The 23,304-nt window shown below is 36.5% G+C and carries 11 protein-coding genes; 6 read left to right on the forward strand and 5 right to left on the reverse strand.

The genetic code is table 11. The features are described from left to right. Positions 1–325: 325 nt before the first annotated feature. Positions 326–4,507 carry a two-component regulator propeller domain-containing protein gene (locus tag ABID42_RS08285; RefSeq protein WP_367283242.1) on the reverse strand — a complete coding sequence of 1,394 codons (4,182 nt, stop codon included), beginning with the start codon at positions 4,505–4,507 and terminating at the stop codon, positions 326–328. 527 nt (positions 4,508–5,034) lie between these two features. On the opposite strand from ABID42_RS08285, the gene ABID42_RS08290 reads away from it, so the two are divergent. The 4 genes from ABID42_RS08290 (at position 5,035) to ABID42_RS08305 (ending at position 14,722) form a co-directional block, all read left to right on the forward strand. After that, positions 5,035–8,058 carry a SusC/RagA family TonB-linked outer membrane protein gene (locus ABID42_RS08290; RefSeq protein WP_367283243.1) on the forward strand — a complete coding sequence of 1,008 codons (3,024 nt, stop codon included), beginning with the start codon at positions 5,035–5,037 and terminating at the stop codon, positions 8,056–8,058. Positions 8,059–8,127: 69 nt separating this feature from the next. Then, complete coding sequence (locus ABID42_RS08295; RefSeq protein WP_367283244.1) at positions 8,128–9,813, forward strand: RagB/SusD family nutrient uptake outer membrane protein; 1,686 nt, start codon at positions 8,128–8,130, stop codon at positions 9,811–9,813. A gap of 35 nt (positions 9,814–9,848) precedes the next feature. Beyond that, on the forward strand, positions 9,849–12,974 hold the full coding sequence (locus ABID42_RS08300) for a SusC/RagA family TonB-linked outer membrane protein (protein ID WP_367283245.1): 3,126 nt from the start codon (positions 9,849–9,851) through the stop codon (positions 12,972–12,974). Between the two features lie 29 nt (positions 12,975–13,003). After that, on the forward strand, positions 13,004–14,722 hold the full coding sequence (locus tag ABID42_RS08305; protein WP_367283246.1) for a RagB/SusD family nutrient uptake outer membrane protein: 1,719 nt from the start codon (positions 13,004–13,006) through the stop codon (positions 14,720–14,722). A 139-nt stretch (positions 14,723–14,861) separates the two neighbouring features. Here ABID42_RS08305 and ABID42_RS08310 read toward each other — a convergent pair whose 3' ends face one another. From ABID42_RS08310 to ABID42_RS08320, 3 genes are all read right to left on the reverse strand, one after another. Next, positions 14,862–15,764, reverse strand: coding sequence for a helix-turn-helix domain-containing protein (locus ABID42_RS08310; RefSeq protein WP_367283247.1), 903 nt, complete (start codon positions 15,762–15,764; stop codon positions 14,862–14,864). A gap of 93 nt (positions 15,765–15,857) precedes the next feature. Next, positions 15,858–16,709 (reverse strand): SDR family oxidoreductase, encoded by an 852-nt coding sequence (locus ABID42_RS08315; protein ID WP_367283248.1) that lies wholly within the window; start codon positions 16,707–16,709, stop codon positions 15,858–15,860. 237 nt (positions 16,710–16,946) lie between these two features. Further along, positions 16,947–19,658 (reverse strand): exo-rhamnogalacturonan lyase family protein, encoded by a 2,712-nt coding sequence (locus ABID42_RS08320; RefSeq protein ID WP_367283249.1) that lies wholly within the window; start codon positions 19,656–19,658, stop codon positions 16,947–16,949. 160 nt (positions 19,659–19,818) lie between these two features. Between ABID42_RS08320 and ABID42_RS08325 the strand changes: the two genes are divergently transcribed. Together ABID42_RS08325 and ABID42_RS08330 are read left to right on the forward strand one after the other, a co-directional pair. Further along, positions 19,819–20,505 (forward strand): DUF6250 domain-containing protein, encoded by a 687-nt coding sequence (locus ABID42_RS08325; RefSeq protein ID WP_367283250.1) that lies wholly within the window; start codon positions 19,819–19,821, stop codon positions 20,503–20,505. Between the two features lie 54 nt (positions 20,506–20,559). Beyond that, entirely contained in the window at positions 20,560–22,434 is a 1,875-nt protein-coding gene (locus ABID42_RS08330) for a DUF4139 domain-containing protein (RefSeq protein WP_367283251.1), read from the forward strand. 77 nt (positions 22,435–22,511) lie between these two features. On the opposite strand, the gene ABID42_RS08335 is transcribed toward ABID42_RS08330, so the two are convergent. Further along, entirely contained in the window at positions 22,512–22,913 is a 402-nt protein-coding gene (locus tag ABID42_RS08335) for a T9SS type A sorting domain-containing protein (protein WP_367283252.1), read from the reverse strand. Between the last annotated feature and the right edge of the window lie 391 nt (positions 22,914–23,304).

The raw sequence follows: 23,304 nt of genomic DNA on the forward strand, positions 1-23,304 counted from the left end.
TTTGAATTGGATAAAATTACTTTGTACAAAACTATGAAGAGATTGGAGTTTTAGAAGGGGGGATTTTCGTCAAAAAGGAGGGTAAAAATTCTGAATTGAAGTAATTGAAATTTACTACTAATGCTAATAGAAAAAATTACATGTAGTGGCAACCCTTGCGGTTGCCATTTCTTATCTCTTACTTTATCAATCGGCAACCGCAAGGGTTGCCGCTACGAGTTTTATCCTTAGATATAATACCTTAAATTTTTTGTTCCTCTACTTAAAATGAACGATATTATTGCATGAATTGATTATGCTATTCAATATCTGTTATTCATATTTTTTATCCCACATTTCCACGCTGAAGTTTGGCGTATTCTGACGGTGGCATGTTATAAATTCCTTGAAACATTTTTCGGAAGTATTTGATATCTTCAATTCCAACCATCATCGCTACTTCAGAAACCCGTAAATTACCAGTACTCAATAATTGTGCAGCACGTTTCAAGCGAATATCACGAATAAATTCAACAACCGATTGACCTGTAATGGCTTTAATTTGACGATAAAAAGCTGATTGGCTCATGCCCATTTCTCGTACCAATACTTGTACATTAAAATCAGAATCACTCAGATTATCTTCAATAATTGCCATTGCTTTTTCTAGCAATTGTTTGGTTTCATCTGGAATATCAACTTGCGTTGGTTCAAGCAATAATTGTCGTTGATAATACTCTCTTAGTAACAATCTACTTTGAAGTATCGTCAAGATTTTAGCACTCAAAATCAGCGGGTTAAATGGTTTAGACATATATTCATCTGCGCCAGTTTCTAAGCCTTCTAATTCATGAACAGCCGCTACTCTTGCCGTTAAAAGCATCACAGGAATATGTGTGGTTTTAGGATGTTGCTTGATTTTTCGACATAATTCCAAACCATCGCTGATTGGCATCATTACATCGCTAATCACCAAATCTGGTAAAAGTTGCAAGGTTTTTTCCCAACCGTCTAGTCCATCTACTGCGGTAAAAACCTCATAATTTGCTTCGCAAAGTTGTTGTAAGTACAAACGTAATTCTTCATTGTCTTCAACAATTAAAATCCGAGTAGTATGCGGTACTTTTACAGGTATTTTTTCTAAATCAATATTTTCAATTACTGGTTCGGGCGTATTCACTGTTACTTTTTTCAGTTCAACCCCTTCTGTATGAATTTCATGAACAGCAAGATGAGTCTTTCCAAAAGGGAGTTTTAGCAAGAAACTTGTTCCCTCTCCTACTGCACTTTTCACACAAACTTCGCCAGCATGTGCTTCTACAAATTGTTTTACTAATGATAAACCGATGCCCGTTCCCATAATTTTCATGGTTTCGGTATGTGATGCCTGAAAATAAGGGTCGAAGATTTTATCAATTTCATCTGCCTTCATGCCCATTCCCCAATCCTGTACACTGATTTCTAAGTAATTATCTTTCAGTTTTTTATCTTCAAAAATAGCATCTGCTTCTGGCGAACCAATCATCGAAACGGCAATCCTAATTTTGCCACCTTCTGGCGTATATTTAAAGGAATTTGAGAGTAAATTGGTCAGAATAATTTCTAATTTACTCCAATCAAAATACATATTGATAGGTTCGGCAGGAATACTCATCGCATAATCAAAATGGCATTCGTCCGCTTTCAGTTTAAAAATCAAGAAGATTTCCTGAATAAAATGCAAGATATTTCCTTGTGTGGCTCGCAAGGAAACATGACCAGATTCTACTTTTCTGAAATCTAATAATTGATTGACGAGGTCTAATAATTTACGAGTTTGTTGGTGCATTAATACGATTTTATCCTTCATTTTGGTTTCAATCGACATTAATTCTTCCATCGGACCAAGAATCAAAGTAAGTGGCGTGCGTAATTCATGAGAAACATTTGTGAAAAAACGGAGTTTTAAATCAGTGATTTCCTTCTCTTTTTCTACTTTGAATTTTTCTAAAGCCAAGGTATTTTCCAAAGCTTGGCGAGCCAAACTTGCCCGACGATACATAATAAATGCACTTACAAGCAAGCAAGTATATAAAGTATAAGCCCACCAAGTTTTGTACCAAGGGGGCAATACGGTGATATTCAAAATAACTGGAGCTTTTGACCATTTCCCTTCACCATTATAGGCTTTTACGACCAAAGTATATTCCCCTGCTGAAAGGTTAGCAAAGCTGGCTGTTCTTTGTTTTGAACTTGTATAAACCCAGTTTTTATTATAGCCTTGAAGTTGATAAGCATAAATATTTTTTTGTGGGTTATTATAATTCAATCCGACAAAGGCGATTGAAAAATCATTCTCACGGTCTTTAATAGTAATACTTTTCGTTTGGTCTAGTGGTTTTTCAAGTACTACTCTACCATTAATTTCTTCTCCAATTTGTACAGGTTTATTATAAATTTTGAAATCAGTCAGGCGCACCGCAGCTGCCTTGGAATCTGGACGAATCGCCAAGGGATTAAAATAAGTAAGTCCACGAATACCGCCAAAATACAGCATTCCATCGGCATCTCTGGTTGAAGCACCTACTTTAAAAGAATTACTTTGTAAACCATCTGCCACATCATAATGCAACCATTGCCCCGACGAAGGTTTATATCTCAGCAAGCCATCACCAGCAATCCATATATTCCCTTCGGCATCGTCTTGTAAACTTTCTATATTCGGATACGGCAAATTGATTCTTTGAACAATATCTTCACCTTTTGCATTGGTCGATATTTTGTTCAAACCACCTCCAATCGTTCCTACCCAAATATTGTTATACTTGTCTTTTAAAATCGGCCAAGCGTAATTTCCACTTAAAGTATTTTTATTGTTGGCATCATAACTAAATTTGTTCAACAGCTTCACGCCTTTTTCTTGTACTTTAATCTTTAAAATGCCTTTATCACGAGTACTTGCCCATAAAACATCTTTGGTTGAATCATACATTAAAAAAGTGTATTGATTACTCTTCAAAGGATTTTCTGCTCCCCAATAGCGTTCAATTAGTTTACCTTCTTTGTCTAAACGAAGTAAGCCTAGTTCAAAAGTAGCTATCCAAATCGTACCGAAGCGGTCTTCTACAATGCTTTCAATACTGGTATTATAAAAGGTTAAATCTGGAGCAATTTGTACAAAATGTTGCCTGTTTCCATCTTTAATTTTAGTAATGCCCAAATATCTTGTTCCTACCCAAAGTGTTCCATCATTACTTTGATGAAAAGCAGAAACGTCAACGCCAGTAGCATCACCCGACAAATCCCTACTCATAAAATTTTGGTAGGTTCGTGTCGTTAAATCGTATTTTGAAAAACCGTTACGAGTACCAATCCACAACCAATTCTCTTTAATATCCTTGCGAATACAGTTGATATAATTATTGGGCAAAGTAGGATGTTGCGAAAACTGTCGCTGTAAATTATAAAATGGTTTACGGCGCAAATTCACACGATTGAGTCCACCTGCTGATGCCGCCAACCAAAGCGTATGATTATTATCTTCAAATACTTGGTGAATTCTGCCAGAATTGATGCTATTTGGGTCGTCATCTAAAGGTAAAAAAGTACTTGATTTCTGAATATCAATTGGTAGTTCTCCTTTTTTCAAAGGGTTTTTCGGTGACCAAAAGTGTAATCCATAATTTGTACCAACCCAAAGTTGGTTAAACGAATCAAGGAAAATACATTCAATCTCTGAGATGTTACCTAATGTTGCTTCATAGCTTTTTGATGTCAATCTTTTGACTTTACTCACCCAATAAAGTTGTTCGCTTGTCGCCAACCAGAGGTCTCCTTTAGTATCAATATGTAAAGCTCTAATATAATCTGCCTTTAATGTTGAACGATGAATCGTTGAACTTTTTGGTAAAACATACCACAAACCTTGCGAGCGAGTAGCAATCCAAACATAGCCATCTTTATCGCAAATAATATTAGCAACTCTATAGGACGTTTTTTGATTAAGCGTAATTTGTTGAATACTTACAAGTTCGTTCTCATCATTTACTTTCAAGACAAATAAACCATTTTTACTTGTCCCCACCCAAATACGTCCCCAAGCATCCGATGAAATCGTCACAACATCTGATACTCTCAGTGTTTTTAGCAATGCTTTATTAATGTTGGTATTCGCTTTTTCTGTAATATTTACTACTCGTTCGTGATTAACATCCAGTAAACTTACGCCTGCACTTTCAGCACCAATCCACAAACGTCCTTTGCTATCGACATGTAAAGTATGAATACGATTACTCGGTAAACCATTGTCTGGATTCACGGGCATATCGTACTTCTTGAGTTCATAACCATCATAACGGCTGATACCATTATTAGTACCTGTCCAGATAAAACCTGCATGGTCTTGTACCACAAACATGGCATCGCTGTGAGGCAAACCATCATTTACGGTGAGGTGTTCAAAACGAAATTTTGCAGTATTTACTTGCGCCAAACTAAGCTTGGAAACTAGCGTAATGGTTAAGAATATGTTAAAAAAAATGCACTTCATAAATATGTAATTCAATCCTTGGAATTTTGGATTTCTGATGTCAGCTTTCGGATGTCGAATTTCGGTCATCTAGTGTTGAGCTTTATTTCATAGATTGTTTTAATAAAAAATCCGATGACTGAAAGCTGACATCCGATGACCGAAATCCTATATCCGAAATCCTGCAAAGTTTATCATACTAAAGGGGAATAGCAAAAAGTTCTCCTCAAATAAGCCATAAAAGTTAAAAGAGCTTCAACTTATTCGCTTGGTCGAAAAACGATTAAGGAATTAATCAAAATAATACTTGCGATAGTTCTACGCTGATTTATTGCCTGAAATGATTGTAAAGGCATAACAAGATTTAGAATGTGTGATTTTAACCCCCTTTTTATACGAAAAAAACACCCTATTGGCTAAATTCTATTGTTTAGTTTTGCATTATTCAAATTTAATATTTGATAAAATGTAGTTCAAACTTCATTCCTTTTTTCACTAACTATGAGTATTCATAAAACCCCATTGCAAAAATTCAAAAAAACAAAACTATGATAAAATTTCTACGTAAACGCAGTCTCTACTGGTTTCCTTTGTGTAGGATTGCCTTGACGACAATGCTAGTGTTTAATGCGATGTTGATGGTGGCTCAGTCCGACGAACCTAAAACAACTGAGCTGGAAGTGTTTTCGCCCATTATCATTGACGAAAACGAAGAGCCTTTGGCAAATATCAGCATTAACAACAAAACCAAAGGACTCAAAGCAAGTACAGATGCTGCAGGTTCGCTAACAATTGGAGCGAAGAAAGGAGATAAATTAGAAATCTCTGCATCGGGTACAAAAATTATGGATTATGTAGTTGGAGATAAAGTTTCGCCAATTATTATCCTTAGCAGTAAAAACCCAGCGGTACTTCGTTCAAAACCACTTCGTCGCCTGTTCAATACTAGCGTGCAAAGTGATTTGACGGCAACGTCTTCTCAAGCGGTTTTCAATAGTGACTTACAGAAGTCAGCTGTTACTTCGGTCATCAGTGCTTTGTCTGGTAGGTTGGCTGGTATTAGCACTAATCAGTTTACTGGTCAGCCCGGCTTTGATGGCACAAGTATTTCCTTAAGAAATCAAAGTCCGTTGGTTATTATCGATGGTATTCCTCGTCAATTAACCGTTTTTGACCTTGAAGAAATCGAGTCAGTTACTGTTTTGAAAGATGCGCTTTCTACTGCCATGATGGGTGTGCGTGGCTCTGACGGTGCTTTAGTAATTACAACTCGTAAGGGAAATCCAAATACTGCGAGAATGTCGTTCACTGCACAAACTGCCATTCAACAACCATTGCGTTTTCCGAAAGCACTCAATTCTTTCAATTATGCTACTTTGTATAATGAAGCTTTGAAAAATGATGGTTTACCTCCTGTGTATTCTGAACAAGCTTTACAAGGTTATCAGTCTGGTTCAGACCCATATTTATATCCAGATGTAAATTGGAGAGACCAAGTATTGAATTCTTCTTCAAGACAAGACCGCTATACTTTTAGTGCGAGTGGCGGGAATAGTTTCTCGAAATACTTTGTTTCGTTCGACCACATCAATCAAACAGGCTTATTGAAACAAAGCGATATTAATGCCTACAGTACTAACAACAATTTTAAATCATACACACTTCGTTCGAATGTTGATTTACAATTAAACCCAAAACTATCAGGCGGTATTTATTTATTAGGAAGAATTTTGAATGGCAATGATGCTGGTTATAGCACAAGTTCTATTCTTAATTCTATCATGAATACGCCAAACAATGCTTATCCTGTTTATAATCCAGATAATTCTTACGGTGGTTCTCAACAATTCCAAAGTAATATTTGGGCACAAACGGTTGGTTCTGGTTATCAACAGAATTTCAAAAGAGATATGTTGGCTGATTTTTACTTGAAAAGAACTTTGGATGAAATAACAACAGGGTTATGGGTAAAAGCTACAGGGTCATATTATGCAACGCTTTCTGAAAATATCTTCCGTGCTAAAACATTTGCTGTTTTTCAAAGAAATCTTTCTCCTACTGGCGTAGCAAGCTATCAACAATTTGGTGCAAACAGCGACCAAGCCAATGGAAACGGAATTGATTATCAAGGACGTTCAGACTATTTGGAATTGACTTTAGGTTATGACCGTACTTTCAACGAGCATGGTTTCACTGGTTTACTTTTAGCGAACCGTCAGAATTCAGTAGCAGGTTCAGATTTGCCTTTGACTTTTACTGGAACTTCAGGAAGATTCAGCTATAACTATTCAAAAAAGTATATTCTTGAAATGGCTTTTGGTTTGAATGGTTCTAACCGTTATCCAGATGGCGGCAGAACTAAATATGGTTTCTTCCCATCGGTTGGTTTAGCTTGGAACATCAGTCAAGAAGATTTCTTGAAATCTCAAGAATGGCTTTCGTACTTGAAATTATATGGTTCTTATGGAAAAACGGGTAATGACAATCCGGGTTACTTCTCGTACATCCAAAGATATTTCGATAGCAACAGTGCGTTTTTTGGTACAGGTGCTGGTTCAAATACTTCAATTACTGAACAACCAATTGCCAATGCAAACATCACTTGGGAAAAAGCTAATAAGTTGAATGTTGGACTTCAAGGTTCGCTTTTCAATCAACAATTAGGTTTTACTTTCGAGTATTATCACATGAAGTACTACGATTTGTTGATGCAACGTGGACGTAACACGGCTTTATTAGGAAATACTTATCCAAACGAAAACATCGGACAAAATCAATACTCAGGTTTAGATGTACAACTTTTATATCAAAAGAACATCAAAAATATAAGTATTTATGCTACAGTAAATGCAGGTGTTCAATCATCAAAAGTATTGTATTTTGACGAAGTGAATCAGCCTTTTGCTTGGATGCAACGTACTGGTCAGCGAGTAGGACAAGCATTCGGTTATCAAGCAGATGGTTTATTCCAAACTACAGCAGAAGCCACTAACGCACCAAGTATTATTGGTTATACACCACAAGCAGGTGATATTAAATACAAAGACCTTAACAATGATGGGCTTATTAACCAATTAGACCAAACGGCAATCGGTAATACAAAACCAGTGATTCCTTTCGGAGCAAGTTTAGGTTTTAGCTGGAAAGCATTTGATTTCTCTGCTTTGGTACAAGGAGTTGCCAACAGAAACATTTACTTAAATAATGCTTCTACTTTCGCTTTCCAAAATGGTGGATTCGGTCAAGCATTTGAACAACATTTAGACCGTTGGACTCCAACCAATACAGATGCTACTTATCCACGTCTTTGGATTGGTTCAAATGTGTATAATCAGGCTACTTCATCTTATTGGGTACGTTCTGGAGATTATGTTCGCTTGAAAAACATCGAAGTTGGCTTTACTTTACCAACGAAATTGGTGGGTAAAATCAACGTGAATTCGGTAAGATTCTTTGCCAATGCAGTCAATGTATTTACGTTCAATCAAGATAAATCGATTGACCCAGAAAGCTATCAAAGTAATTATCCTGTTCAACGACTTATCAATTTTGGTGTGAATTTAAAATTGTAAGCCTAGGCGAATAATCCTGAGATTTTTGTGAGAATATTCACATCACACAATTCCAAACTTCTGAAAAAAATGAATAAAAAATTATATACAAGCCTTCTTTTACTGGTGCTGTCGATGTCGTGGACGGGCTGTGAAAGAGTAGAAACCGAACCTCGTGATTGGATTAAAGAGGATTTGGTTTGGGATGAACAAGATAAAAATGCTACGTTGGCAGTTTTCTTCTTGAATGATATTTACAATTATATCCCAACGGGTTTCAACCGAGTTGGTGGCGATTTCCTAGACGCTGGTGCTGGCGATGCACTTCCTTCAAGAGTCAACCGCTCTGTTGAATATTATACCAACGGAATCATCAGCGTATTGAACAACCCAGACCCATATTGGGGAAATAGCTATGCGGGAATCAGAAGAGTAAATATCTTCTTAGCCAATATTGATAAAGTGCCTGCTACGCCAGCAAGTATTGTTACTTGGAAAGCCGAAGCTAGATTTATAAGAGCTTACCTCTATTTCGAATTGCTGAAAAGATATGGTGGCGTTCCTTTAATTGCCGATAAAGTATTCACGATTGAAGATAATTTGGCTTTGCCAAGAAATACCTTCGAAGAATGTGTAAACTATATCGTAAGTGAATGTGACGCCATCAAAGGCAATCTAACTCCTGAACCTGTTTCAGATAATAACTGGGGAAAAGTACCAAGAGGTGCAGCCATTGCATTGAAGTCTCGTTTGTTATTGTATGCGGCTAGTCCATTATTCAATGGTGGTGGCGTAAGTACAAATGCTAATTTGAAAACATTAAATGGCTACGCTACTTATGATGCTACTCGTTGGCAAAAAGCACTTGATGCAAACAACGAATTGATTAATTTGAACTATTACGCTTTGCAGGCTTCTTACAACAATATTTTCACGGTGAAGAAAAACACGGAAATTATTCTTGCAAAACAAGTTGGAAATAATACTTCTATCGAAACTTTGAACGCACCAATGGGATATGGTTCACCAGCAGCTAGCCAAGGTTTGACGAGTCCAACACAAAATTTGGTAGATGCTTTCCCGATGAATAATGGTTTAGACATCAATAATCCTCTTTCTGGTTATGCACCACAAAGTCCTTATAAAGACCGTGACCCACGTTTGGCTTTAACGGTTTTCTTCAACGGACAAACTTGGTTGAGACGTAGTGTTGAAACTTTTGAAGGTGGAAAAGATAAACCGGGTGGCAATATAGTACAAACCAGAACGGGCTATTATCTCAGAAAATTCATGGCTGATTTTTCTAACAATACTACTTATACCAACCAAAGCCACAACTTTCCGCTATTCCGTTATGCTGAAATTATTTTGAATGCTGCCGAGGCATTGAATGAACTAGACAAAACTGAAGATGCTGTAAAAAGAGTAATAGAAGTTCGTAAAAGAGCAGGTATTAAAGCTGGAACGGATAATCGCTACGGAATCAAGGCAAATCTTACTAAAGACGAATTAAGAACATTAATTCAAAATGAACGTAGAATTGAATTAGCTTTTGAAGAACATAGATTCTGGGATTTACGTCGCTGGAAAATTGCAGAAACCGCTTTGAGTGGTGCTTTGATGGGAATGAAAATTACCACTAAAACAGATGGTACTTTCAATTATTCGCCTGTACAAATCAGTAATATGGTTTTCACAAAAAGACTTTATTACATGCCGCTTCCTTATGATGAAACTTTGAAAAACCCAAGTTTAATCCAAAACGAAGGTTGGTAAAATTGACTCAAGCACAATAAAATTCATTAGAATTTATGAAAAAACTAATATATATCCTGTTATTCCTTACCGCCTTCACTAGCGGTTCACTTTACGCACAGGGGCAGCTCGTCAGTGGTGTTGTCGCTGATGCCAAAGAGACCCTTCCCGGCGTATCCGTTTTCGAGAAAGGGAAAACGACCAATGGTACTTTAACCGATGAAAATGGAAAGTTCCGTATTACCTTAAAAGGACAAAGTGGCGTATTAATCTTTCGTTCTTTGGGTTATAAACAACAAGAAGTACTGGTTGCGAATAAATCAACCCTCAACGTTATTTTAGAAACTGACGAAAAAAGCTTAGACGAAGTTGTCGTGGTAGGTTTTGGACAACAGAAAAAACTTACTTTAACAGGTTCTGTAAGTTCAGTTTCTGGTCGTGAAATTCGTGAAAACCCTGCTGCCAGTTTACAAAACGCTTTGGCTGGTAAATTACCGGGTTTTTTCTCACAACAACCTTCTGGTCGTCCAGGGGCTGATGGCGCTAACTTTTATATTCGTGGTGTAAGTTCATATAATGGGAATAACCGTCCTTTAATTATTGTAGATGACGTTGAATTTTCTTATGATCAATTCGCTAGAATTGACCCGAACGAAATTGAAAGTTTATCCATTTTAAAAGATGCCTCTACTACTGCTATTTATGGAGTAAGAGGTGCCAATGGTGTAGTCGTAATTACAACTCGTCGTGGAAAAGCAGGACCACCACAAATTTCGGTAAGAGTAGAAACTGCCCTTTCGCAACCTACTAAAATCCCAAATTACTTAGATGCTGCTGAAAGTGCTAGACTTTACAACCAAGCACAAATTAATGACAATGCCGCTAATCCAAATCCATCTTTCAAACCTCGTTTTTCTGATGAAGATTTAGCCTTGTATAAAAGTGGAGCTGACCCTTACGGTCACCCAAATGTGAACTGGAAAGAAGCTTTATTCAAAACTTTTAGTAAGCAATACAGAGGCAACCTTGATTTATCGGGTGGTACAGAAAGAGTAAAATACTTTGTTTCAGTAGGTTACTTGAATCAAGACGGGATGTTGAAAGATTATGGTCAAGGACAAGGCGTAAACAGTAATTATTACCACCAACGTTATAATTATCGTTCAAATCTTGACATGAGTGTTACTAAAACATTAGACTTACGTTTGGATTTATACGGAAACTTTGCCCAAGTAAATACCCCACAAGTTGGTAGCCCATTTGGTTATAACGATTTGTTTTATGATTATAGTAGTTTCGCTACTTTGGCGCCATTTGCCTATCCGATTTATAATCCAGATGGTTCATTAGGATATAGTTCTTGGAGCCGTAACGAAAACCCAAGTTATAACGTAAACAACGTAATTGGCCGTTTGTCGTATTATGGCTACAGTCAAAGTAATGAAAGCAATATTAACTTCATTGGTTCGGCTAAACAGAAATTGAATTTTATTACGGAAGGTTTGAATATTCAAGGTCGTGTTTCTTTCACTAGCAATTACGCTTATACAAGAAGTATGACACGTGACCAATTTCCATCTTTCCTTTATAATGCAAGTACAGATACTTACGAACCACGTGACCCTAACGTGTATAGAGTAAGAAGATTCTTCATCGGGTATGACCCAAGAAGTACTTCAAGAGTATTCAATATGCAGTTTATCTTGAATTATGATAGAACTTTTAACAAAGCTCACCACGTTTATGGTTTGGCTTTGATGAACCGCAACTCAACAACAGCATCTAACAGCAATAACGTTTACAATTTTATTCCAAACAACTTCCAAGGATATTCTGGTCGTTTAGGATACGATTATAAAAACCGTTATTTATTACAATTGAATGCTGCCTATAATGGTTCTGACCGTTTTGTAAGTGATAAACGTTTTGGCTTGTTCCCAGCGGCTTCGGCAGGTTGGAATATCTCTGAAGAGCCTTTCTTCCAACAAACCAATATTTACAAAACCATTGACATGCTTAAAATCCGTGGGTCGTATGGTATTGTGGGTAATGATGCTTTGGGAAGTGGTTTCTCGTATTATTATCAGCAAAACTATGGTACTGGTAACGGCGTAGTACAACCAAACTTTGGTTATTCAAGTAATGGTTACAATGGCGTTTTTGAAGGAACACTTGCCAACAACGACGTAACTTGGGAGAAAGAGAAAAAACTAGACGTTGCCTTAGAATTCGGATTATTGAATAGCTCAATTACTGGTAGTGTAGATTTCTTTGATAATAATCGTTATGACATCCTTACTACTCGTGGAACGGTTTCTGCTATTTTCGGACAAGGCTTACCGCCTGTAAATATTGGTAAAGTAAACAACCGTGGTTTTGAATTAGAATTGGGTTACCAAAGTCCTACTCACAATGGTTTCTCTTATTCAATCAAAGGAAATTATTCGGTTGCTAAAAACAAGATTATTTTCCAAGACGAACCTAGTTCGTTGTATCCGTACCAAGCTTATACTGGCAATAGTATCGGACAAATCAGAGCTTATACTTTCATTGGTTATTATAAAAATGCGGATGATATTGCTAGTAGTCCAAAAACTGCTGTACCAGTACAACCGGGCGATTTGAAATATGCCGATTTAAACAATGATGGTAAAATTGATGGCTATGATATGTCGGTAACGGGAAATCCGAATACACCAAATACTGTTTATGGTATCAATTTAGGAGTTCGTTACAAGAGTATCAGTATCAGTGCCAATTTTCAGGGAGCGCTCAACTTTAACGTAAGAGGTACCGCTGAATCTATCCGTGCGTTTTCATCAAACTTAACCGCTATACACCAGCAAGCTTGGACACCAGAATTAGGAGATAATGCCAAATATCCACGTCTTACTTTATTAGGTGGGATTAGTGATCCTGGAGGTTATCCTTCTACATTCTGGTTTATTCCAGGCGACTACCTTCGTTTGCGTAATGCTCAGGTAAATTTTGAAGTACCAAGTAAATTCTCTTTAAAGCTAGGTATTCCGCAAATACGCATTTATATGAATGGTTCTAACTTACTTACGTTCACTAAATTAAGTAAACTCTATCAGTTCGACCCAGAGATTACTTCTGGAACAGACAGAGTAAGTTATCCACCTCAGAGGTTAATTAACCTCGGCATAAGTGCCACATTCTAAGTGTTTAACCTTATTTGAAGAAAATAGTCATGAAAAAAATATTGTTAATTGGATGTATCATTGGTCTCCTTGCAGCTTGCAAAACTTCTGATGATTTCCTCGACCCAAAAACAAATGCTTTAACCGAAGAAACGGTTTTTAGCGATAGTACTCGTACAATGGCTTTCTTATTTCGTATTTATAGCGACGTAGGTTTTAGCTTTAACAAAGGCCGTTGGGATTCTCACGGAAATACTGAAGAAGCTACCGACGATGCTGAATATCGTTACTCTGGTACTGGTCAGAAAGCAGTAGTACTTTATAGCGGAACGGTAAGTCCGACCAATTTTCCATTCTTTGAATTTTGGTCAACGCCTTATACCAATATCCGTAGAGTAAATTTATTATTGCAGAAATTGCCACAAGCACCATTGTCTGCTAAATTGAAAACTCAGATGGCAGCTGAGGCTCGTTTCTTAAGAGCTTGGTATTATCACTGGTTATTAATCAGCTTTGGTGGCGTACCAATTGTGAAAGATAAAGTATATGATATTACTGACTTTATCAATGAACCTCGTAATTCTTATGCTGAATGTGTAAGTTATTTAACGAGTGAATTGGATGCTGCGGCGGCACAATTACCAAGTAAAAATGAGTATTCTGAGCAAGATTACGGACGTATCACAAAAGGTGCTTGCTTGGCATTAAAAGCAAGAATTTTATTGAATGCGGCAAGCCCATTGTTCAATGGTGGTGCTGAAACACAAAATGCTGATTTAGCGAAAGTTGTAAGTAATCCAACTTATGATGTTGCACATTGGCAAAAAGCGGCTGACGCTGCATTGGCAGTTATCAATTCAAACGAATACAGTTTGTATAAAGATAATATTACTGCACCGGGTAATGGCTTTGCTCAAGTATTTTTAGAAAGAGTAAATCCAGAGTATATTTTCTTCCAAAACCGTGTAGCAAACCGTGATATGGAAGGTTTTTATAATATGCCAACCAGAGGTGGTGGAAATAACGCTATGCCAACCCAAAACTTGGTTGATGCTTTTCCAATGAAAAACGGAAAAGCCATTACAGATGCGACTTCTGGTTATGACCCAAAAAATCCTTATAAAGACCGTGACCCTAGATTTGGTTACTCTATCGTCTATAACGAATCTTTATATTACTTGGCATCTGCTAATGCTTTAAGACCCGTTTATACGCATGAAGGTGCGGCTACAGACGGCTTTACTGTGGCAGGACAAACAACAGGATATTATACTCGTAAAATGTGTGATGTAAATATTTCTGCTAATAGTAGCTTCAATGCTAATAGAGGCTGGCCTTTATTACGCTATGCTGAAATTTTATTGAACTATGCCGAAGCTATCAACGAAACGGGAAAACCAGAATTGGCTTACCCTAAATTGATTGAACTTCGTGAAAGAGCAGGTATTGAGCCGGGATCAAATAATCTTTATGGTTTAAAAGCGGGTATGACAAAAGAGGAAATGAGAGAAGTTATCAGAAATGAACGCCGTATCGAATTATCTTTTGAAGACCACCGTTGGAATGATATTCGCCGTTGGAAAATTGCGATGGCTGTTAACAACGGATTCAACAAGCGTATGAGAATTATCAAAAACGGAACAACTTATACGTATGAAGTAACAGAATCTATCAGACGTCATAATTTCCGTCCAGAAATGTATCTTTTACCAATTCCAGATTCAGAAATCCGCAAAGCACCAGCAATGCAACAAAACCCTGGATGGTAATTGTGAATGAGTGAGTTGTGAATTAGTGAATTGTGGATTAATATAAAAGCACAATTCACTAAATTCATCAACTTAAAGTAAACCAATCCCCAACTCACAATTCACTAATTCACTAATTCACTAATTCACTAATTCACAACTAATTCAAGCGATACGCCGAAGGGTTCATTTGTAATTGTCTTTTAAAGAAATTATTGAAATGAGCAGGTTCTTCAAAACCCAAACAATAACTTATCTCCGAAATATTCCAATCTGTATGTTTTAGTAAAGCCATTGCTTCGTTTGTAAGTCGTTCAGTAATTAAATCAGTCGTAGTTTTACCCGTCGTAGTCTTAATTGCCCTATTCAGGTGATTAACATGCACATATAATTTCTCCGCAAAATCTTTTGCAGAACGCAATGAAAACCTTTGTGAAGGCGACTCAATCGGAAATTGTCGTTCAAGTAATTCAGTAAAAACTGAGGTAATTCTTGAATTAGCATCGGGATGCTGATAAAGCCTTTCTGTCGGTTCTATCTTCATCGCAGTATGAATCATTTCCGTTAAATAATTACGGATAAGGTCATATTTATAACGATAATCAGAATTGATTTCTTCCAACATTTTCAGGAAAATATCGCTGATAAACTTTTCCTGTACTTCGTTTAAAAAATAAGCAGGCTTCCCTCCTATTTTAAACATCGGTAAATCATAAATATTACTCCTAAGATTTTCTGTAAAGAAGGCTTCTCTGAAAATACAGAAAAAACCTGTTTGGTCTCCCGATACAGGTTCCCAAGTATATGGAACTTGCGGATTAAAGAAAATGAGCGTCGGTCCATCAATTTCTATACTTTTATCGGCATAATGATAAATGTTTCTACCTCGAATCAAACATACTTTATAAAAATCACGACGACTATAATTGATTGGTGGAGAATCTGCATCGTGACAATCCTCTAGCCTAAAAACATTAAAATGCCCTAAATCTTGTTTAAGATTTTCAGGAAGATAACTGAATTTTTGTTGATAGAAATCTTCTAAAGTTTCGGTAGTTGACATCTCTTTATGGATTATTTAAAAGCCCAAAACCCGCTTAAAAAGCAGGTTGAGCATAATTTACCAAATTATCATTTGATTTAATACAAATTGAGATTAATTATCAAAGCCTGTGCTGGTTGCCAAAGTTCTAACAGCTTCCAAATCTTGTTTTACGGCTTCCATTTTTAGTTCCGCCAAATGATAAGCATCTGCACCAAGGAATAAATGCAATGGCGCTTCTGGACTTTCAGCCACTTCAATCATTACTTTTGCCGCTTTTACTGGGTCACCATTTTGGTTTCCATTATAATCATTTTCATGCGTATTTTGTACATCACGAACATTTTGATAATCCTCAATTTGGTTTTTCGGTACACTTAAAGAAGTATCATTCAAGAAATTTGTTCTAAAATATCCCGGAGAAACTACGGTTACTTTAATCCCAAAAGGTTTCACTTCAGTAGCCAACGATTCTGAAAAACCATGAACGGCAAATTTTGTTGCACAGTAAATTCCAAAGCCCGGAAATGCTCCTGTAAAACCTCCAATTGAAGCAATGTTAAAAATGTGTCCAGATTTTTGTTCCCGCAAATAAGGTAAGGCTTCTCTGATGACATTCAATGAACCAAATACATTCACATCGAAATTTTGACGAGCTTCGGCATCGCTTAATTCTTCTAAAGCTCCCACTAAACCATAGCCCGCATTATTGACAATTACTTCTATTTTATCAAAATATTTTACCGTTTCTTGAATGGCTTTTGCAATACTTTCTTGTTGATTAAGCTGTAGAGAAAGTGGTAAAAAATTATCTGAAATGATTCCAACGGCATTTTTTAGTTCTTCTACATTTCTTGAAGTTGCTGCTACTTTATAGCCTTGTTCTAATAATTGTTTCACTAAATCAAGCCCCAAACCTTTGGATGCTCCTGTTACAAACCATACTTTTTGTGATGAAATTTCCATTTGTTAAATTGTTTTGTTTGACAATATTTATTGTTTTTTGACAAGACAAAATTAGACTGGAAACAAAACATCTTTATTGCGGTGAACAAAGCAATACTTGCAAAATTCAAACAATTTATTATTTGCTGTAGGCGATAGGCTGTAAGCATTAGGCAAAATATTTGTTTTTTGCCTAATGCGAGTATAACTAAAGTGAATTTCACATAATATACTGACAATCATTTTTTTACTTGAATCTTACTCCAACTCATTTCCTGCAAAAGCCAAACATTGCATGGCTGCTAAACCCCATTGTGCTACACCATTGGTAGAAATCGCAACGCCTTCTTCCACAGGATTAAGTACTGTTGGTCCTGTTAATTTGGTAATTTTAGTAGATGGTTTTTTGATACCGCCTTCTCCCGCATAAAATTCCTTCCAAGCACGTTTTCCTAATTCAGCATTTTTGCTACGTTTAGCAGCAAAAGCGGTTAGTCGAGCATGACCTTGTTCTAAATTTAATTTTTTCAAGCTTTCGCCTAATGCTGCTTTTTGTTCTTCGGCAGTTCCATTGTATAATTGACAATACTGTAGCCAAGCTTTTTCGAAAATAGGCATATCTACTACATCAATCAATTCAGCACAAATTTCAGCCAAACCAAACACAGCACTTAAATGTGAAACCGACAGTTTTTTAGCATCTTGTTGCTGAAATTTCCCTGTCGCCAATTCCATAATTGCACCACCCGTCAAAAAGCCATGTGCTTGTTCAGCAATAGTACGCATACTGTTGAGTAATTTGGCTTTTACCTGAGGATTTTCGGTACGTTCCCATTCTGTGAGCCAAGCGGCTGATAATGCGCCCCAGTCTGTTCCAAAAGAAACACTTGCCAATTCACCTTTAGGGTCGGATTCAGGAGCTTTTTGTCCGATTTTTCTTCCCGGAATAATCGTTCTAAGCGTTCTATCTGCATTTACTTGTTCTCGCATCAAATCCCCTACTCTTTCGTCCGCAGTTAAGTAATAATAAAAACGACGGTTGGCAGCCGTGCTGATTCTCAACTGTTTGGCACTACAGCCCCAGTGTTGTACATTGTGGCGAGAACCTAGCGGACTAAAACGTCCGATATGATGCACATCTACTTCGCCAGTGTGGCGAGTCATGGCTTCTGCCATTCTGAAAACGTCGTTTCTGCCTGTTCTCAAGAAATAATACCAAAGCCATAAATCCGTTGAAAGTTCTGAATTATCCCAAGCAAAACCGCCCACATCATAACGCCAAACGTGTCTGTCATTATCATAACTGTGCATCACATCGCCAAAATTCCAGAAACCATACCAACGACGTTGGTCGATTTGCTTTTTATAATAATCAAAGTAAAAATCTAGTTGACTTTCAATCGCTTGTTTTTTGGCTGAAGCAGTTTTTTCAGGTACAGAAAAAGCACTTCCAAAAATTCCTACTTGTGCCAAATACTCTGGCGTTGCCACCAATAAAGCAGGTTCTTGAATTTGCTTGGCAATCTCTACCAAGTTTTCGCCAGAAGGTGTTTCTGATAAAACCCAAATTTGTAATTCACTGGTGCGGGCTACGCCAAATGGTCTGCCGAATTCTGGTTCATAATCTTCATAAGTAATATCTAAAGCACTGTATTGTTTTTCGTGCGTGTCTTCCCCCATTCCATCATGGTAAAAACGTAAATCCATCGCTGGTGATTTTGGAGCCCAAAACCATAACGTTACTTCTCCTTGCTCTGTATGAGCATTTTTTATATCTATTTGTGCAGGAAAACTTTGCCAGAAATTACGAATGCCAAAAGCAATTCCTCCTTTTGGTGTACCGAAATAACCAGTTCCGCTGGCACGTCCACCAAATGCAGATTGTACCCACGAATGTCCTGCCTTTGTTCTTTTCTGAATATCAAAAGCATCAGGCGAGCCTTGAAATAAAGTATAATCGCCAAAAGCTGGAATGTACTGGATATTTTTCAACACATTATCAGGCAATTGTGTAACCGACTTCCCTCCTATTTGGGCATCTAAAGCGATTCTTCCTGCATCTCTTCTTAAACCCGATAAACCTTGTACAGCTTCTGTAAAAACGCCTGAATTTTCTCCAACAAAACGAATATGTCTATCATACAACGCTTCTTTTAAAGGAACAGAAAAGCGAATGCCCAAACCTTTGATAAAATCTTTGTTTTCGTCGCCATCATAAATAATGGTATGAATAATTCGGATAGATTCCGCTTCTGCATAGAAGTACAAACGAACGACAAAAGGTAATAAACTTTTTGAAGCAGTATTTTGATGCGAACCTTCAATCTTTACAACGGCTCTGATGTCGCCACTTTGTTCTACACTTACTTTATCTATTTTTCCTTCAAAAGTATCAATTTTAAATGTTTCTCCAGCTTCTACATTGTCTTGAACCGACAAAACCAATTTGCCATTTTGCGCAATGATTTGTCCCGCTCTTTGCAAAGAAGTAATTAAAGTTTGTCCTTTTTTATTGATTTCACATTGAATTTTTCCTGTGTCAATTTTGATGCTATTTGCTCCTTCTTGAACAGATAGAGAAACTGCTGGTTTAACTGGTTTTCCTACTTTCAACTGAATATTATCAGCTAGTTTTTCATTTTTACTGATGGCATGAGCTGTCCATTTTAAACTTCCGTCTGGCCAATAAGCCAATGGCCAAGTTTGAGTAGGAATATCATTTCCATTACTTTTTAAGGTAAATTCTGTTCCTTTTTTGTGTAAACCTTTAGCCCAAGGAGTTCCCCAAGTGGTTCCTTTGAAAAATGGAGAGATTTGCTTGTCGAGCCAAGCAAGTGGTACAGCATTTGGCTCAGCGACGAATACTTTTTTTTCTTTTTGGAAATTAACAGAAGAAGCAAGCGGTAAGCCTGCGGCAATCATTGAATTTTTAACAAATGATCGACGTGTAAACGAAAAAGGTGATTTCATATATTGTTATTTTGAGAGTTAGTTGCTGATTACTTTGACCGTCATTTTAAACTTCAAACCTATTGGAAAAATGCTAGTTTATTGCGTTCAGCTCAAGGCTAGAAAGCAAATTAATCTGTATTTTTACCCAATTTTTACCTAAAACTATTGTTTAAACGCCATGAATAAAAGAAATCTTGTACTTTTTGTCTCTATACTAAATATACTAATCGCTTGTAAGCTTCAAATTCATCATCAAAAAATTCTTTTTTCTGAAGATTTTCAAGGAGTACTCAATCCTCAAAAATGGGTTTCAGAAATAGAACCATTGCCCAATTCTAAAGTATATACTGTTGATAATAAGCTTGTTCTGGATACCAAAGGTGGTGTAAGCGTTTGGTTCAATCAAACACTAAAAGGTAATTATATGATTACTTTTAAACGAATGTTTATTTTGAACGGAGGAGTAAACGACAGACTTTCAGATTTGAATGTTTTTTGGTTGGCAGAAGACCCCAAGAATACCAATCTCTTTACTCGTACTGGAAAATTTGAAGACTATGATAATCTAAAAATGTATTATGTGGGCATGGGCGGTAATACCAATACAACCACTCGTTTCAGAAAGTACGAAGGCACTGGTGAAAGAAAACTTTTAGCCGAAAAAAACGAAGCAAAATATTTATTAAAGCCCAATCATGAATATCAAATCATAATTATCGTTAAAGATAATATGACAAGCTTTTGGGCTGATGGTGAAAAATTTTTTGAGGCGAAAGACGAGCATTTTCCTACACAATCTTACTTTGGTTTTCGCTCTACGTTTTCGCATCAGGAGATTTCGGATTTTAAGGTGGTTGGTCTTTAAGAAAGCATATTACTCTCATTATTAAAATATTTAAACTCAAAAACTACATAACAAATGAAAAGAACAATCGCACTTTACCTATTTAGTTTTATTGTTTTCTGTGGGCAACAGACCATCGCCCAAGGCAAAAAACAAAATGTTAGCTCTAAAATTGAGCAAGTAACCGTTTTCACCAGTGGCGCACAAGTCAGTCGAAAAGCCAAAGTAAATTTACAAGCTGGCAAAACAGAATTAGTTTTTTCGGGTATTTCGCCAAACATTGATGTACAAAGTATTCAAGTAAAAGGCTTCGGAAATTTTACTATTTTGTCGGTTATTCATCAAACGAATTATTTGAACGAACAAAAGCGACGAGAGGAAACTTCTACGCTGGAAAACCAACAGGCAAGTCTAAAAGCAAAATTAAGAGTTGAAAAAAGTATGCTTGCTGTTTTTAAAAACGAAGAAATCATCCTGACTAAAAATCAATCCATTGGCGGAAGCAATACTGGGGTGAAAACCACAGATTTGAAAGAAGCTGTTGATTTTCAAAGAAATAGACTTTCGGAAGTCCTGATGAAACAAATTGAATACGAAAAAACTATCCAAAAAATAGATAGCAGTATTCGTACAATCGACTATCAGTTAAGAGCCCTGAACAATAACAAAGAGTACGCAACTAGCGATATTTTAGTAACGGTTTCGGCTAAAGAAATGGGGAGTTCTTCTTTCGATGTAAGCTATTTTGTAAAAAAAGCAGGATGGTTTGCTACCTATGATTTAAGAGTAAAAGACATTAGCAATCCAATAGATTTATCGCTCAAAGCCAATGTATATCAAAGTTCTGGCGAAGATTGGAAAGATGTAAAATTAACCATTTCAAATGGCGACCCAACCGAAAGTGGTATCGCTCCTAATTTAGAACCTTGGTATTTGCGTTTCGGAGAAACCAAATCAATCGCATTTAGCTCACCTGTCATAAATAATGCCAACGAAATTTCAGGAAAAGTAACAGAAAGAGGCACAAATTTACCTTTACCCGGTGTAACAATTAGTGTAAAAGGAACTACAATTGGAACTACAACTGACAGTGATGGAAACTTTAGTTTAAAGCTTCCTGAAAATGCTCAATACCTAGTTTTTAATTCTATCGGTTATAAAAAGCAGGAAGCATATATCAATGGTAAAAAGATTAATGTTGCTTTGGAAGAAGATAACCCTGCTCTCAACGAAGTAGTTGTGGTAGGCTATGGCGTTCAACGTAAGATGAATATGACAGGTGCAGTCAGCACTATAAGCGCTGCTCCATCTGCTCCATTAGTAACTACAGAAAAGTATCAGCCCACTACTTTAACTTTTGAAATTGAAGTTCCTTATACGATTTTGAATGATGGAAAAATGTATTCGGTTGATATTAAAAACCAAACGGTGCCAGCATTGTACGAGTACTTTGCTGTACCAAAACTAGAGAAAGATGTTTTCTTAACAGCAAAATTGATTGACTGGCAAGACCTTAATTTATTGGAAGGTGAAGTAAACCTTTACTTAGAAGGTGCTTATTTAGGTAAATCAATCCTCGATGTTCGTCACGCTGGTGATACGCTTAATATTTCGTTGGGAAGAGACAAAGGCATTATCATTGAACGAAAAAGACTGAAAGAATTTAGCACCAAGCAGTTTTTGAGTAATTATAAAAATGAAAATAGAGGTTTTGAAATCAGTGTAAGAAATAACAAACAGCAAAGTATCAATATTGTTATTCAAGACCAATTTCCGATTTCTACGACGAAGGAAATTACGGTGGAAGAACAAGAATACAAAGATGCCACGCTAGATAAAGAAAGTAAAATACTTACTTGGAAATACCAGCTTCCAGCCAAGCAAGAGAAAAAACACATTTTGAAATATAGTGTTAAATATCCTAAAAATCAGGAGATTAATTTAGAGTAAACTATTTTCAAACAAAAAGCGGATTACTCTTATCGAATAATCCGCTTTTAAATTTAGGTTTAGCTGTTAAAAAATGATTAGTTCAACGAAATAAAACGGTCAGAAGATGAGGGTGCTGGTTTTGTTGTCCCTACTTGTACATTCTTCACGATTTTAGCATTTCCATCGCTGATTTCAAAGCTGTACTTACCGTCCTCCAATTCTTTAAGGTCATAATTTCCACGATAAGCTGTTTCTTTCTTTCCGACAATCTCTGTGTGAATTACCTCACCATCTTCATTCTTTAATTGAATGGTAATTTTTTTACCCGCCAATTTATCAATCATTACATTCATTTTTAATGTATTAATTGTTTGATAAATACCCACTGCAAAAGTTTTTTTAGCGTTTGTAGCCTCGTTAGTATCTGTTGTTGCATTAGCAAAGAATGATACTGTTGTGAATAAAGCAATTGCGAAAGTTTTTACTAAAGTTTTCATTTTCTTGTTTTTTAGAAATTAAAATTTATTTGAAAGGTTGAGGTTAAATGCTTAATATTTACATTTTTTCAATCATGCTAATAGTATTAACAGAACTATGCCAAAAAACATAAATCACTGTTTATCAGAAACTTAATATTTTTAAGCTATTATTAAAGTGTACGGTTTTGTTACAGTGACTGTTCGGTTTGAGGACGATTTAGGCTTTTCTACTTATAAGACGATGAGACATTATGAAGCATTAAAATGATACTCAGAAGTATTGATTTGACACTCACGAGCATTAAAACGATACTCGAAAGCATTGATTCGATACTCATGAGCATTAAAACGATACTCGAAAGCATTGATTCGATACTCACGAGCATTAAAACGATACTCGAAAGCAGAA

Source organism: Arcicella rosea (assembly GCF_040543805.1).
GTDB lineage: Bacteria > Bacteroidota > Bacteroidia > Cytophagales > Spirosomataceae > Arcicella > Arcicella rosea.

Coding starts and splice junctions, on each gene's coding strand:
- ABID42_RS08315 (WP_367283248.1), bottom strand. CDS start 16,709: ATGGAAATTTCATCACAAAAAGTATGGTTTGTAACAGGAGCATCCAAA.
- ABID42_RS08335 (WP_367283252.1), bottom strand. CDS start 22,913: ATGAAAACTTTAGTAAAAACTTTCGCAATTGCTTTATTCACAACAGTA.
- ABID42_RS08325 (WP_367283250.1), top strand. CDS start 19,819: ATGAATAAAAGAAATCTTGTACTTTTTGTCTCTATACTAAATATACTA.
- ABID42_RS08310 (WP_367283247.1), bottom strand. CDS start 15,764: ATGTCAACTACCGAAACTTTAGAAGATTTCTATCAACAAAAATTCAGT.
- ABID42_RS08285 (WP_367283242.1), bottom strand. CDS start 4,507: ATGAAGTGCATTTTTTTTAACATATTCTTAACCATTACGCTAGTTTCC.
- ABID42_RS08295 (WP_367283244.1), top strand. CDS start 8,128: ATGAATAAAAAATTATATACAAGCCTTCTTTTACTGGTGCTGTCGATG.
- ABID42_RS08305 (WP_367283246.1), top strand. CDS start 13,004: ATGAAAAAAATATTGTTAATTGGATGTATCATTGGTCTCCTTGCAGCT.
- ABID42_RS08290 (WP_367283243.1), top strand. CDS start 5,035: ATGATAAAATTTCTACGTAAACGCAGTCTCTACTGGTTTCCTTTGTGT.
- ABID42_RS08330 (WP_367283251.1), top strand. CDS start 20,560: ATGAAAAGAACAATCGCACTTTACCTATTTAGTTTTATTGTTTTCTGT.
- ABID42_RS08300 (WP_367283245.1), top strand. CDS start 9,849: ATGAAAAAACTAATATATATCCTGTTATTCCTTACCGCCTTCACTAGC.
- ABID42_RS08320 (WP_367283249.1), bottom strand. CDS start 19,658: ATGAAATCACCTTTTTCGTTTACACGTCGATCATTTGTTAAAAATTCA.